Raw genomic sequence first — 12971 nt, 5'->3', positions numbered from 1 at the left:
TTTCTCTTACAATTTGAAGCTTTAAACTTAAATTGTAATCTCTCTGTGTACGTTTGATGTACGCGGTTTCTAAATGTTCTTCCATAACGATTCTTTTTTTGTGTATCGATATTTCAGGACTAGACAACTTTAATATAAAAAAACCTCAAATTGCTTTGAGGTTTTTATATGATAGAAAACAGACCATTCAGTCTGTTAAAACTATTTAGCTGGTTTTTTAGGACTCATCATCATAATCATTCTTTTTCCTTCAAGCTTTGGAAGCTGATCCACTTTTCCAACGTGCTCCAATTCCTGAGCAAGTTTTAGAAGCAAAATTTCTCCCTGGTCTTTAAAGATAATGGAACGACCCTTAAAAAAAACGTAAGTCTTCAATTTAGAACCTTCTTCAAGGAATTTTTCAGCATGTTTCTTCTTAAATTCATAATCATGGTCGTCAGTCTGAGGTCCGAAACGGATCTCCTTTACCACCACTTTTATTTGCTTGGCTTTAAGTTCTTTCTGCTTTTTCTTTTGCTCGTATAAAAACTTTTTATAGTCTAATATCCTTGCAATGAAAGGTTCGGCCTTATCTGAAATTACGACCAAGTCTAATTCCTGTTCAATGGCAAGCTGTCTTGCCTTATCAATTGGAAAAATTCCCGGCTCTACGTTATCGCCCACTAAACGAAGCTCTCTCACACGAATTTTATCGTTGATCAAGTGTAAGTCCTCCTGTACAGGACGTCTCTGTGGGCCCCTGTTGTTAAATCTTTGTGCTATTGTATTATAATTTTATTGGTTAATAACTAATTTTAATTGAACATTTAAAAAGATTAATATTCGTTTCAAATTTTTCAATCTTTAAATTCTTTAATATTTAAATGTTCCTTAGATTGTTGCTTCTTTTTTAAAGTAAGAAACAAAATCTTCCATATTCATGACTCCAAGATCACCTTCGCCACGTCTTCTTACAGAAATAGTGCCGTCATTCTCCTCATTTTCACCTACAACCAGCATGAATGGAATCTTCTTCAATTCTGCATCACGGATCTTTTTACCTGTCTTCTCATTTCTGTCGTCAATCAGACCGCTAATATCGTGATTTTCTAAAAATTGTGAAACTTTTTTTGCATAATCTACATATTTTTCACTGATCGGCAGAATAATGAACTGATCAGGGCTTAGCCATAACGGGAAATCACCTGCAGTATTCTCTAAAAGGATCGCAATAAAACGTTCCATAGAACCGAATGGTGCTCTGTGAATCATTACCGGTCTGTGCTTCTCATTATCGTTTCCGATATAGTGAAGATCAAATCTTTCCGGCAAGTTATAATCCACCTGGATAGTTCCCAGCTGCCATTTTCTTCCTAAAGCATCTTTTACCATGAAGTCCAGTTTCGGACCGTAGAATGCAGCTTCACCATATTCTACAATCGTTTTCAAACCTTTTTTCTCTGCGGCATTGATGATTGCGTTTTCGGCCTTTTCCCAATTTTCATCGGAACCGATATATTTTTCTCTGTTATCAGGATCTCTTAAGGATACCTGAGTTACAAAATCTTCAAATCCTAATGATTTGAACACATAAAGCGTTAAATCAATTACTTTTTCAAATTCTTCTGAAAGCTGATCCGGAGTACAGAAAAGGTGGGCATCATCCTGAGTAAATCCACGAACTCTGGTCAGTCCGTGAAGCTCTCCGCTCTGCTCATATCTGTAAACGGTCCCGAATTCTGCATATCTCTTCGGAAGATCCCTGTAGCTCCATTGTGAAGTTTTGTAGATTTCACAGTGGTGAGGGCAGTTCATAGGCTTCAGCATAAATTCTTCTCCTTCATTTGGAGTTTTGATCGGCTGGAAGCTGTCTGCACCATATTTATCCCAGTGTCCGGAAGTTACATACAGTTCTTTTGACCCGATATGCGGCGACATGACGAACTCGTAACCTCCTTTTTTCTGAGCATCAGAAAGGAAATTCTCCAGCTTTCTTCTTAAAGCAGTACCTTTTGGCAACCATAACGGAAGACCCGCACCCACTTTTTCAGAGAATGCAAAAATGCCAAGTTCCTTACCCAGTTTTCTGTGGTCTCTTCTTTTGGCCTCTTCCAATCTTTCAAGATATTCAGTAAGCTCTTTCTGTTTTGGGAAAGAAATACCATAAACTCTTGTTAATTGAGGATTTTTTTCATTTCCTCTCCAGTAAGCTCCGGCTGCATTTAAAATCTTAACAGCTTTTACAATACTTGTATTGGGAATATGGCCTCCACGGCATAAATCCGTGAAATCATCGTGCGTTACAAAAGTAATCTCTCCATCATTAAGATTAGAGATAAGTTCTACTTTGTAAGGGTTATCTGCATATGTTTTTAATGCTTCTTCTTTAGAAACAGGATATAAAGAGAATGTTGAACCTTTCTTGGCGTTTTCCAAAACTTTCTTTTCAATCTTCTCAAAATCCTTTTCAGATAAACTCTCGTCCCCGAAATCCACATCATAATAGAATCCGCTTTCAATGGCAGGTCCTATCGTTAGCTTAGCATCAGGATAAAATTCAAGGATAGCCTGCGCCAACAGGTGGGCAGAAGAATGCCAGAACGCCTTCTTTCCAAGATCATCATTCCATGTCAACAATTGTACCGTTGAATCCGTGGTTATAGGTGTGGTCGTTTCTACTTGTTTGCCGTTTACAACTGCGGAGATGGTATTTCTAGCCAATCCCTCGCTTATAGATTTTGCCACATCTAAAGGAGTAACTTCTCCTTCGAATTCTTTGACACTATTGTCTGGAAGTGTAATTTTTATCATTGTTTACTAAGAAATTTTAAGTTGCAAAAATACGCATTTTTTAAATAATATGCTATTTTTAAAGTATATTTGAAATAAGAATTGCTGTTGAATCTTCAAATTTAGATCCGTTATTTTAAATGTACTCATTCTCAACCTAAATTTTTCATAGAAAAGCACCCTGGAATTTTCGGTATTTTGCAGTAATAACGCTGTGGAAATGAGTTTTGTGTGCTGTAAATTTATAGCAAACCAAAGAAAAAGAAATGATAATATGTACGATGATATGAAAAACTTTACTATTGACCTGCACTGCGACTTGTTATGCTATTTATTAAAAGCGGGTTCAACAATTGATGATAAAGAATTGGGTTGCTCGCTTCCTTATTTACAAAAAGGCAATGTTAAACTCCAGGTAATGGCCATTTATTCAGCTACAGAAGCTAATAGTACAGTCTATGGAGCCAGGCAGAGTGAACTGTTTTCTAATCTGTTGAAAAATGAAAACTTTTTCTTATTTAACAGTGAAAACTATAAAAATCCTGAGAATGAAAACAGGGTGGGAGTTATTGCATCTATTGAGAATGCATCCGGCTTTTGCGGAGAAGAGGATACTTTGGAATCCGGGTTTAGAAATCTGGAAACAATTATCGAGAAGACCCAGAAAATTCTTTATCTGGGAATTACCCACCATACCGAAAACCGTTTTGGCGGCGGGAATAATTCTGAAGCAGGATTGAAAGAGGATGGAAAAATCCTGATTGATTATATCGCTGACAAAAAAATCGCCATCGATTTCTCCCATACAAGCGACCAGTTGGCCTACGGTATCCTCAATTATATTGACCAAAAGAACTATAGTATTCCTATTCTGGCAAGCCACTCCAACTACCGCAATATTCAGGATAAAAACAGAAACCTTCCGGACGAACTGGCACAAGAAATAATTAAGAGAAAAGGCCTGATCGGACTTAATTTTATCCGAAATTGCGTTCATGAAACAAATCCTGAAAAATTGTATGAACATATTCAGTATGGACTTGATTTAGGAGCAGAAGATGCCATTGCCTACGGTGCAGACTTCTTCTATTGTAAAGACCATCCGGATAAATCCCGTTTTCCTTTTTTCTTTGAAGGATATGACGATGCATCCGCTTTTAATTCTATCAATAATAGAATTGAAAAGGATTTCTCTTCTGAAATCATGGAAAAAATCAGTTATAAAAATGCATTGGATTTTATAGAAAGAATATAGAAATATGGCGGCTTCGGGTTCCTCAGCCACCAATTTCAGTTATTCGTTGAAATATTCAATGAAGGATCACATCATGTTGGCTGAGGCTCCCGAAGCCAACATCTACAATAATCAACGAATGAAATCTTGATCAAAAGCACGAAAAAACCATTGGTGACTGAAGTTTCCTAAGCCCCCAACCGGATTTTAATTCTTTCTTTTATACCTTACTTTCTGCTTGATAATCTCTATGACATCCACATTTTTTATCTTTGATTTTACCCAGCCATGAATATCAATATACAGTAAGGACCTTCTGTAATATTCGTTCTTGGAAAATTCTTCCAGTATTTCATCAAAAGCTTTGAATGATTCCTGCTGCTTGTTTAAAACCATATTGTTAATGTTTTTAAAGAACTGAATGCTTTCAAAATGAAACGCTTCCGGTTTTTTCATTTTACGGGCAAATTTTAAAGTGGAATTGATAAATTCATCATAATCTTCATCATTTCCGGATTCATATTTGGCCATCAGGATAAGGATGCGGGTATGGAAAAGAAGATCCTCCTGGACATTTCCTTTACACTCGACAACCTTCATGGCATATTCAATAGATTTTTTAAACTTTTTGCTTCCGAAAAACATCGCGGCCATCTTCAGATAGAGGATCATAAAGTGATGTTCATCAATCTTTTCCCTGAGCCTCTCCATCTTCAGTTCAATTTCAGGAATCAGTTTTGTTCCGGTAAAAAACTCACCTTTTACAAAATGAATATTCATTAAAGTATTGTAATGGGTCAGAAAAATTAAAGCCTGCAGATTCTCATTCTGGGTAAAATTCTGAGAATTAACCATGGTATTGAAATTCTCAAAATGCTCTTCCAGAATATCTATATTTCCGTACAGGAATAAAATCTTCAGCAGATAAGTGTTTCCTTTGATGTACCAAACCGGATGGCTGATGATCATCTCCGGGTTTTTGTGAAAAAGATCGACCCACTGATGGGCATATTTCAGGGTATATTTATAGTCCTGCAGCAATTGGTTTTTCCAGACGTGGGCTTTAAAATACCACAATTTCTCTGTAAAATTCAGTTTTTGAAGTTTTATATTCTGAATTTGCTCATTGAAAAGATTCAATACTTTTTCCCTGTCCGTATCATTTTTCACATACCCGTGCGTCAGCATTTCACTGTATAATTTCAGCGACAGATTAGAAAGTTCCGTTGCATAATGATTCTGCTTGCTGATTTCTGTAGACTGTTTGATCAATTCATCCGCACGTCCTTCAATACTTCTTGTAATAAACTGTGATTCAATTACTTTTTCAAGATCAATAATTTCTGAAGCAATACTTTTCTCATCCAGTTCCAGGGCAGACTGTTTAGTTTTATCCAATATTTTCAAAGCCTGTTTATAAAGCCCTTTTTGATATAGAATATTTGCAAAATCCAGCTGTTCCCGGAGTTGTATCCTGTAGTTCTGATGACTTGGATTCATACGGAGGCTTACAAGAATCTGCTTATAAAGATGGGCTTTCAGGTTGGAAAGCTGCTGTTTGGTAGAAATTTTTTTCTCAATAATGATCTGCTCATCATATTCCTTCATCTTATCCAGTTCCGAAAAAAGGAGCAGAAATTTAGCATCAACATTAATTCCGAGACGGTTCACATACAGCCTGAACTGACGCTTTTCAGATGTGGTTAATGACTTAATCAGTACAAACAAAAAATCTTTCTGCAATTCTGCCATTGTAAATTTATAAAATTTAAATATTTGATTATTAGGTAAATATAATCATTTTGCCAACTGTTGAATATTGTAATTTTCAGTACATATGAAAATGTAAAAATATTGTAAGCAGTAGTTTTGATCAAAATTAAGTAAAAAACTTCATTATGAATTCCGAAAAAATCGAAATTTTTGATACGACGCTGAGGGATGGGGAACAGGTTCCCGGATGTAAACTGAATACAAAACAAAAACTGATTATAGCAGAAAGGCTCGATAAGCTAGGGATTGACGTAATTGAGGCCGGATTTCCGATTTCAAGCCCCGGAGATTTTGAATCTGTTTCAGAAATTTCAAAACTGGTAAAAAATGCCAAAGTCTGCGGACTGACAAGAGCTAATAAAAAAGATATTGATACGGCTGCCGAAGCATTGAAATATGCAAAAAGACCCCGTATTCATACAGGGATCGGAACTTCCGATTCTCATATTAAATATAAATTCAATTCAAACCGGGAGGATATTCTTGAAAGAGCCTCAGAGGCCGTAAAATATGCCAAAAGATATGTAGAAGATGTAGAATTTTATGCAGAAGACGCGGGGAGAACGGACAATGCCTACCTGGCAAGAGTCTGTGAAGAAGTAATTAAGGCGGGAGCTACTGTTTTGAATATTCCTGATACAACAGGGTATTGTCTTCCCGAAGAATACGGTCAAAAAATAAAATATCTGAAAGAGAATGTAAAAGGTATTGAAAAAGCAATTCTGTCGTGCCATTGTCACAACGATTTAGGCCTTGCTACAGCCAATTCAATTGCCGGAGTCATCAACGGGGCCCGCCAGATTGAATGTACAATCAACGGTTTGGGAGAAAGAGCCGGAAATACGGCTTTAGAGGAAGTGGTCATGATTTTAAAACAGCATAAGGACCTGAATTTCCATACAGATATCAATTCAACAATGCTTAATGAAATGAGCCTAATGGTTTCAGATTTGATGGGAATGCCCGTACAGCCGAATAAAGCTATTGTAGGTGCCAACGCTTTTGCGCACAGCTCAGGAATCCATCAGGATGGGGTTATTAAAAACCGTGAAACCTATGAAATTATAGATCCTGCAGAAGTTGGTGTCAATGCATCATCCATTATTCTTACAGCGAGAAGCGGACGTTCTGCATTGGCCTACAGATTCAAAAATATTGGTTATGAGATCACTAAAAATGAACTTGACTTTCTGTACCAGGAATTTTTAAAAATCGCCGACCGGAAGAAAGAAGTTAAAAATGATGATCTGTATATGATCATGGAAACTTGCAGCAGAAAAATAGGATAGTATTGATTTAAAAATCAAGGAAATTGAAAATGGACAACAATAAAAAGACACTTTTTGACAAAGTCTGGGATGCCCACGTGGTGGAAACTATTCCCGACGGACCTCAAATTATTTATATAGATAAACATCTGATCCATGAGGTAACCAGTCCTCAGGCCTTTGCAGAACTTGAAGCCAGAAATCTTGAAGTTTTCAGACCGAAGCAGATTGTAGCGACAGCAGATCATAATGTTCCGACCCTCAACCAGGAACAGCCTATCAGGGATGAACTGTCCAGAAACCAGGTAGAACAGCTCACCGAGAACTGTAAGAAAAATAATATCGAATTATTCGGATTGGGACATCAGTACCAGGGAATTGTCCATATCATAGCTCCGGAACTGGGAATCACCCAACCGGGGATGAGTATTGTATGTGGCGACAGTCATACCTCTACCCATGGTGCTTTTGGTGCTATTGCTTTCGGTATAGGCACCAGCCAGGTTGCCCAGGTTTTTGCTAGCCAGTGCCTGCTGCTCAATAAGCCGAAATCAATGCGGATCACAGTGAATGGCAAACTCAATGATAATGTGCAGGCAAAAGATGTCATCCTTTATATTATTTCCAAAATCGGGACCGATGGGGGAACAGGATATTTCTGTGAATATGCAGGAAATGTTTTTGAAGAAATGTCGATGGAAGGAAGAATGACCGTATGCAATATGAGTATTGAAATGGGAGCCCGGGGCGGAATGATCGCACCGGATCAAACCACTTTTGACTATGTAAAAGGAAAGACATTTTCGCCTGAAGGAGAAGAATGGACAGATAAACTGGCCTATTGGAAAACTTTAAAAACGGATGAAGGCGCTGCTTTTGACAAAGAACTGACATTCGAGGCTTCGGATATTTTCCCGATGATTACTTACGGAACCAACCCGGGGATGGGAATTTCAGTCAATGAAACCATTCCTGTTCCTCAGAATGAATCTGAAGAAAAAGCTTTGAAATATATGGGATTCAAAGCCGGACAGGAAATTTCAGGCATTAAAGTACATCATGTATTTATTGGCAGCTGCACCAATGCAAGAATAGAAGATTTCCGTTCAGCAGCAGCGTATATTAAAGGGAAAAATAAGTCCGAAAATGTACAGGCATTAATTGTTCCCGGTTCCCAACAGGTTGTAAAGCAGATCTATGAAGAAGGGTTGGATAAAATTTTCAACGATGCGGGATTCCAGATCCGCCAGCCCGGTTGTTCAGCCTGCCTGGCAATGAATGATGATAAAATTCCTGAAGGAGAATACTGTGTTTCAACTTCAAACAGAAATTTTGAAGGAAGACAGGGACAAGGGGCCAGAACTATCCTGGCCAGTCCGCTCACTGCAGCCAAAGCAGCTATAGAAGGAAGAATTTCAGCTTTTGAAAGCTTAAACTAAACAGACTTATACCATGCAAAAATTAACATATATACAATCAACTGCCGTACCGTTACCTGCGGAAAATATAGACACAGACCAGATCATTCCTGCCAGATTCCTTAAAAGTATCGACAGAAAAGGATTTGGTGAAAATCTGTTCAGGGACTGGAGATTTAATGCCCATACAGGAGAACCTAATCCTGATTTTGTATTAAACAATACTAAATACAGAGGTGAGATCTTAGTGGCAGGGAATAATTTCGGGTGTGGAAGCAGCAGGGAGCATGCCGCCTGGTCTTTGACGGATTATGGCTTTAAAGTAATTGTCTCCAGCTATTTCGCCGATATTTTTAAAGGAAATGCCCTGAACAACGGACTTCTTCCTGTCAAAGTTTCTGAAGAGTTTTTGAAAGATATTCTAACAAATATTACGGAAAATCCTGGTTTGGAAATTGCTGTAGATGTAGAAGGACAAACCATCAGTTTTAATGGAAAAACAGAAACTTTTGAACTTGATTCTTATAAAAAAATATGCCTCATCAATGGCTATGACGATATTGATTTTTTAATCAGTAAAAAACAAGTGATAAAACAATTTGAACTAAAAACACAAAAGTATGAGCAACAGTTATTTTAAAATAGCAGTTCTTCCCGGCGACGGGATTGGGCCGGAAGTGGTCAGTGAAAGTATTAAAGTATTGGATGCTGTAGCAGAGGTCTTTAAATGTAAATTTCAGTATTCCTACGGATTAATGGGTGCTGAAGCCATTTTTAAAACTGGCGATCCTCTTCCGGAAGAAACATTAAAGATCTGCAAAGATTCGGATGCCGTTCTTTTTGGAGCGATTGGAGATCCGGTTTTCGACAACAATCCTGAGGCGAAAATTCGTCCCGAGCAAGGGCTGTTAAAACTCCGTAAAGAACTGGGATTGTATGCCAATATCAGACCTTTGAAAACCTATGCCTCACTGATTGATAAAAGTCCTTTGAAAAGAGAGATTATTGAGGGAACGGATATTCAGATTTTCAGAGAGCTTGTGAGCGGTATTTATTTTGGTGAAAAATATACAGATCCGGATGGGAAATATGCCTATGATGTCTGTCAATACAGCACAGAGGATATTATTCCCATTGCCCATATGGCTTTTAAAGAAGCTGAAAAAAGAAAAAAGAAACTTACATTAATTGACAAAGCTAATGTTTTGGATACTTCGAGACTTTGGAGAAAGACCTGTCAGAAAATTGCCTCTCAATATCCTGATGTGCAGCTGGATTATATATTTGTTGACAATGCTGCCATGCAGCTGGTCCTGAATCCCAAACAGTTTGATGTTATTCTGACCGAAAATATGTTCGGAGATATTATTTCCGATGAAGCCAGCGTTATCGGCGGTTCTATCGGGCTTTTACCATCAGCATCTATTGGTGAAGAAAATGCGCTGTTTGAGCCTATACATGGTTCTTATCCGCAGGCGAAAGGAAAAGGCATTGCCAATCCTGTGGCCTCTATCCTGAGCACAGCCATGATGCTTGATTATCTTGATCTTCCTGAAGCTGCTGATAAGTTAAGAAGGGCAGTGGAGCATGCTATTGAGAACAGATATGTTACAGTAGACCTTAATGCTGAGCAGCATTATTCTACAGGTGAGGTAGGAAGTTTTATTGCAGACTACATTAAATATTCTGAGAAATCCTATTATAATTTTGAAAATATCAAGATCGGAAAATCTACAATAGTATAGTTATACATGGTTCACATAATAATAGATTAGTTAGAAAGATTCTGTCCCATTGGGGTGGAATCTTTCGTTTGCTATCTGCTTAATATTAAAAAAAGATGCTTTTAAGGTACAAAAGTCACAAAAGTTTTATATCCTGAAAATATTAAGTAAACATAAAAATCAAAGATTTCATTATAACTTAAGTGTACTTGTATGCGCAATGTATTAACCTTAAAATAACTAAAGTGTTAAAAACAAACTTTTGTGCCTTTTGTGGTTAAAAAAATTTCAATAAAAAAGGTTCCACTCAAGTGAGCAGAACCTTTTGGTTTATTTTTTAGTGTTGTCCGTTTTTCCCGATTTGTTTTTGGAAGACTTCTGAATATCTTCTTTATCAATATCAGGTGGATTGCTTTTTTCTGATGAAGCAGGGATATTTTGAAAATCCTGATTCTGTTTCTTTGTTTCTGCACTGTTGGCAGATTCTTTCTTTTTGTTGTCTTTTGAATCCATAGCTTTACATTTTTAGAGTCCTAAAACACCGAGCTTGCCGGTTTCATCTTCTATGGTATAATCCAAAGCTTTTGCCAAAACGAAAATATTATTAAGATTTTCCATTAATTGTTTGCGCCCTTCCGTTCTCAGTTGGTTCTGATTAATAGACTGAGCAGCAGTTTCCTTAGCTTTCTGCGTCACATTTTTAATATCTTTTTCAGAGATCCTGTTGAAAAAAGAATCGTCCAGCGACTGGATCTCAACGCTTGGAGTAATTCTAATTTCTGCATCAGGAAGTTCAGTAATAACGAGTTTTTTGTTGATAGAATCCACTTCTATCTTCATCTTATTAAGATCATAAGAAACCTGTGCATTGGTTTTAGTGTAAGTAATAATACTGTTGTTTGACACCTCTTTCCCAAACACTTCATAGCCCATCTTGGTTTTCTGCATGCTGGATACATTCTGTTCCATGACCACCATTTTGTTCATCTTGGAAATCTGGTTGGTCAGGATATAATAATCCGACTTCTCCGTTTTTTCACTAAGATTAAAGCATGACTTAATTCCGAAAAACAGGATCAGCATAACGAGAATTCCCGCTGCAAATGATATGATTACTTTGTAGTTTCTCAATTTTATTTGTTAAAAATTTCTTTGATTACAGAACTGTCGTCTTTTTTCAGGATTTCAGCCAGGTCTCTTTCAATATAACCTGTTTTAGGCATTTCTATGATCCTTCCGATCTCTTTCCCATATCTCTCAACAATAATGGTGGGAACTTTCTGGATGTTATAACGGACCTCGTCTCCGGTGGGAGATTCCTTCTTGCGGTTAACGGCAATGATGGTCAGCTTATTATCCGGATATTTTAATTCCTCAAGAATCTTCATCAGTCTTGGAAAATCTCTGTGACTGTCTTCACACCATGTTCCAATAAAAACAACAAGAGAATAAGTATTGAACTTAGCTTTCTTTAGTTCGCTGACCGCTTTCTGATCAATAGCATATTCGTCATGCTCTTTCACATACCAGTCTGCATAAGGAGCCTTTAAGAACTGCTCTTTGTACTGGTTCCCCAAAAGCATTTTACCATCGTTCTGAGTATCTACCTCGCGGTTCATTACCACTTTTTGAGCGCTGAACTGCTGGGAAGCCAGAACAAAGCTTGAAACGGCAACAATATTGGTAATAAATTTTTTCATATTATTTTTCGATAATTGTTTTTAAATCTGCAGGGGAGTAGTATTTATTCTTAAGAACTTTATGATCTGCTTTTCTGTAGACGTTAAACTTCTCTCCTGATTTTTCATAAAAAGATTCTACCTCTTTTTCTTTATAAAATGCTACAGTTTCCTCTGCCTGCTCTGCAGTATCGCATGCTTTGGACATATTGGAACGCTGTACCTCGTTGAATAGCTCTACAAATTTATTGCCAAGTCCGAATTCCAGTACAGCTCCGCTTAAAACATATTGAAGATCACAAAGGGCATCAGCTATTTCTACAATATCATTATCAGCAATAGCCTGCTTTAATTCATTTAATTCTTCCTGAAGAAGTTCAACTCTGAGGTTGCATCTTTCCTGGGAAGGAATTTGTGGTGTATCTAAAATAGGGGCTTTAAAAGTGGTGTGGAATTCTGCTACTTGGTTCAGACTGTCAATTTTATCCATGAATTTTATTATTTACCGCAAAGATAGAAAACGATTTTGGAAAATTTGTAATACCCATTAGATATCTGTTCTGATAAAAAGTTAAATAATCGTTGGCTGCAAACATGTTTTCACTAACAATCCACAGATTAATCTGTGGATTGTTTTATTCTTTAAATCTTTCTGATTGATCTTAAAAACGGTAAGAAAATATTATTCCAACTCCTCATATTTCCAGATGCCTGAGATATTTAAGACTGTCAGGCCCGGTTGTTTTTCGCCATAGCTGAATACACAGATATATTTTGAATGACAAACCCGGCAATCGGCACCAAAATATAAGGTCGGTAAATCATGTACCGTTACATCTCCAAAATGGGCCATTCTTTGTGAAGTTTCGGTAACAATTTTGTTTTTTAATAATTCATTTTTGGATAAAACTTTATCTTCATTATAGATCTGGAAGATCGGAAATCCGGTTTCATACGGGAAAATTTCAATGGTATTTTGATGGCCGCAATCGCAGCAGGTGAATTTTGTTGCAGCAGACGGGATTATTTCATCATTGATGAAATGATTCTTGACAATAGAGGCCTGCTTGCTGATTTTAATTTTTTTTGATATTGAATACATCTGT

At 37.1% G+C, this 12971-nt stretch carries 13 protein-coding genes; 5 read left to right on the top strand and 8 right to left on the bottom strand.

The genetic code is table 11. The features are described from left to right. Positions 1 to 201 precede the first annotated feature (201 nt). Both infC and thrS read right to left on the bottom strand, forming a co-directional pair. Positions 202 to 702, bottom strand: coding sequence for a translation initiation factor IF-3 (gene infC, locus J4Q03_RS12620; RefSeq protein ID WP_307265656.1), 501 nt, complete (start codon positions 700 to 702; stop codon positions 202 to 204). 168 nt (positions 703 to 870) lie between these two features. Continuing rightward, positions 871 to 2790 (bottom strand): threonine--tRNA ligase, encoded by a 1920-nt coding sequence (gene thrS / locus J4Q03_RS12615; protein ID WP_426048526.1) that lies wholly within the window; start codon positions 2788 to 2790, stop codon positions 871 to 873. Positions 2791 to 3055: 265 nt separating this feature from the next. On the opposite strand from thrS, the gene J4Q03_RS12610 reads away from it, so the two are divergent. Beyond that, positions 3056 to 4024 carry a dipeptidase gene (locus J4Q03_RS12610; protein WP_426048525.1) on the top strand — a complete coding sequence of 323 codons (969 nt, stop codon included), beginning with the start codon at positions 3056 to 3058 and terminating at the stop codon, positions 4022 to 4024. Positions 4025 to 4210: 186 nt separating this feature from the next. Here the strand turns inward: J4Q03_RS12610 and J4Q03_RS12605 are convergent, their stop codons facing one another. Next, positions 4211 to 5755: a hypothetical protein gene (locus J4Q03_RS12605; RefSeq protein WP_426048524.1), complete on the bottom strand. Its 1545-nt coding sequence runs from the start codon at positions 5753 to 5755 to the stop codon at positions 4211 to 4213. 146 nt (positions 5756 to 5901) lie between these two features. Here J4Q03_RS12605 and J4Q03_RS12600 point away from each other — a divergent pair, with 146 nt between their 5' ends. From J4Q03_RS12600 to leuB, 4 genes are read left to right on the top strand one after another with little or no spacing between them, the layout of a single operon-like run. Then, complete coding sequence (locus tag J4Q03_RS12600; RefSeq protein ID WP_426048523.1) at positions 5902 to 7065, top strand: 2-isopropylmalate synthase; 1164 nt, start codon at positions 5902 to 5904, stop codon at positions 7063 to 7065. Positions 7066 to 7094: 29 nt separating this feature from the next. Next, positions 7095 to 8483 (top strand): 3-isopropylmalate dehydratase large subunit, encoded by a 1389-nt coding sequence (gene leuC / locus J4Q03_RS12595; RefSeq protein ID WP_426048522.1) that lies wholly within the window; start codon positions 7095 to 7097, stop codon positions 8481 to 8483. A gap of 13 nt (positions 8484 to 8496) precedes the next feature. After that, positions 8497 to 9102 carry a 3-isopropylmalate dehydratase small subunit gene (gene leuD, locus J4Q03_RS12590; RefSeq protein WP_426048521.1) on the top strand — a complete coding sequence of 202 codons (606 nt, stop codon included), beginning with the start codon at positions 8497 to 8499 and terminating at the stop codon, positions 9100 to 9102. Continuing rightward, positions 9083 to 10207: a 3-isopropylmalate dehydrogenase gene (gene leuB, locus J4Q03_RS12585; RefSeq protein WP_426048520.1), complete on the top strand. Its 1125-nt coding sequence runs from the start codon at positions 9083 to 9085 to the stop codon at positions 10205 to 10207. Before leuD ends, leuB begins: the two co-directional genes overlap by 20 nt. A 309-nt stretch (positions 10208 to 10516) precedes the next feature. Here leuB and J4Q03_RS12580 read toward each other — a convergent pair whose 3' ends face one another. The 5 genes from J4Q03_RS12580 to J4Q03_RS12560 all read right to left on the bottom strand — a co-directional run bounded on the left by J4Q03_RS12580 (position 10517) and on the right by J4Q03_RS12560 (position 12967). Continuing rightward, the gene (locus tag J4Q03_RS12580) at positions 10517 to 10699 is read right to left on the bottom strand and encodes a hypothetical protein (protein ID WP_048507014.1); all 183 of its coding nucleotides are present in this window, start codon (positions 10697 to 10699) and stop codon (positions 10517 to 10519) included. A 12-nt stretch (positions 10700 to 10711) separates the two neighbouring features. Beyond that, positions 10712 to 11317, bottom strand: a complete 606-nt coding sequence (locus J4Q03_RS12575; protein ID WP_426048519.1) for a DUF4230 domain-containing protein — start codon at positions 11315 to 11317, stop codon at positions 10712 to 10714. A 2-nt stretch (positions 11318 to 11319) separates the two neighbouring features. Next, positions 11320 to 11886, bottom strand: a complete 567-nt coding sequence (locus tag J4Q03_RS12570; protein ID WP_426048518.1) for a TlpA family protein disulfide reductase — start codon at positions 11884 to 11886, stop codon at positions 11320 to 11322. A 1-nt stretch (position 11887) separates the two neighbouring features. Then, positions 11888 to 12355 carry a nucleoside triphosphate pyrophosphohydrolase family protein gene (locus tag J4Q03_RS12565; RefSeq protein ID WP_116011702.1) on the bottom strand — a complete coding sequence of 156 codons (468 nt, stop codon included), beginning with the start codon at positions 12353 to 12355 and terminating at the stop codon, positions 11888 to 11890. A 192-nt stretch (positions 12356 to 12547) separates the two neighbouring features. Beyond that, entirely contained in the window at positions 12548 to 12967 is a 420-nt protein-coding gene (locus tag J4Q03_RS12560; protein WP_426048517.1) for a hypothetical protein, read from the bottom strand. Positions 12968 to 12971: the final 4 nt, after the last annotated feature.

It is taken from the genome of Chryseobacterium sp. NFX27 (assembly GCF_049887855.1).
In the GTDB taxonomy this organism is placed as follows: domain Bacteria; phylum Bacteroidota; class Bacteroidia; order Flavobacteriales; family Weeksellaceae; genus Chryseobacterium.
Note: the sequence above shows the minus strand (reverse complement) of the source record. Positions and strands in the feature narration are given on the sequence as shown.

Coding starts and splice junctions, on each gene's coding strand:
- J4Q03_RS12565 (WP_116011702.1), bottom strand. CDS start 12,355: ATGGATAAAATTGACAGTCTGAACCAAGTAGCAGAATTCCACACCACT.
- J4Q03_RS12560 (WP_426048517.1), bottom strand. CDS start 12,967: ATGTATTCAATATCAAAAAAAATTAAAATCAGCAAGCAGGCCTCTATT.
- leuD (WP_426048521.1), top strand. CDS start 8,497: ATGCAAAAATTAACATATATACAATCAACTGCCGTACCGTTACCTGCG.
- J4Q03_RS12605 (WP_426048524.1), bottom strand. CDS start 5,755: ATGGCAGAATTGCAGAAAGATTTTTTGTTTGTACTGATTAAGTCATTA.
- J4Q03_RS12570 (WP_426048518.1), bottom strand. CDS start 11,886: ATGAAAAAATTTATTACCAATATTGTTGCCGTTTCAAGCTTTGTTCTG.
- thrS (WP_426048526.1), bottom strand. CDS start 2,790: ATGATAAAAATTACACTTCCAGACAATAGTGTCAAAGAATTCGAAGGA.
- leuC (WP_426048522.1), top strand. CDS start 7,095: ATGGACAACAATAAAAAGACACTTTTTGACAAAGTCTGGGATGCCCAC.
- J4Q03_RS12580 (WP_048507014.1), bottom strand. CDS start 10,699: ATGGATTCAAAAGACAACAAAAAGAAAGAATCTGCCAACAGTGCAGAA.
- leuB (WP_426048520.1), top strand. CDS start 9,083: ATGAGCAACAGTTATTTTAAAATAGCAGTTCTTCCCGGCGACGGGATT.
- J4Q03_RS12600 (WP_426048523.1), top strand. CDS start 5,902: ATGAATTCCGAAAAAATCGAAATTTTTGATACGACGCTGAGGGATGGG.
- J4Q03_RS12610 (WP_426048525.1), top strand. CDS start 3,056: ATGAAAAACTTTACTATTGACCTGCACTGCGACTTGTTATGCTATTTA.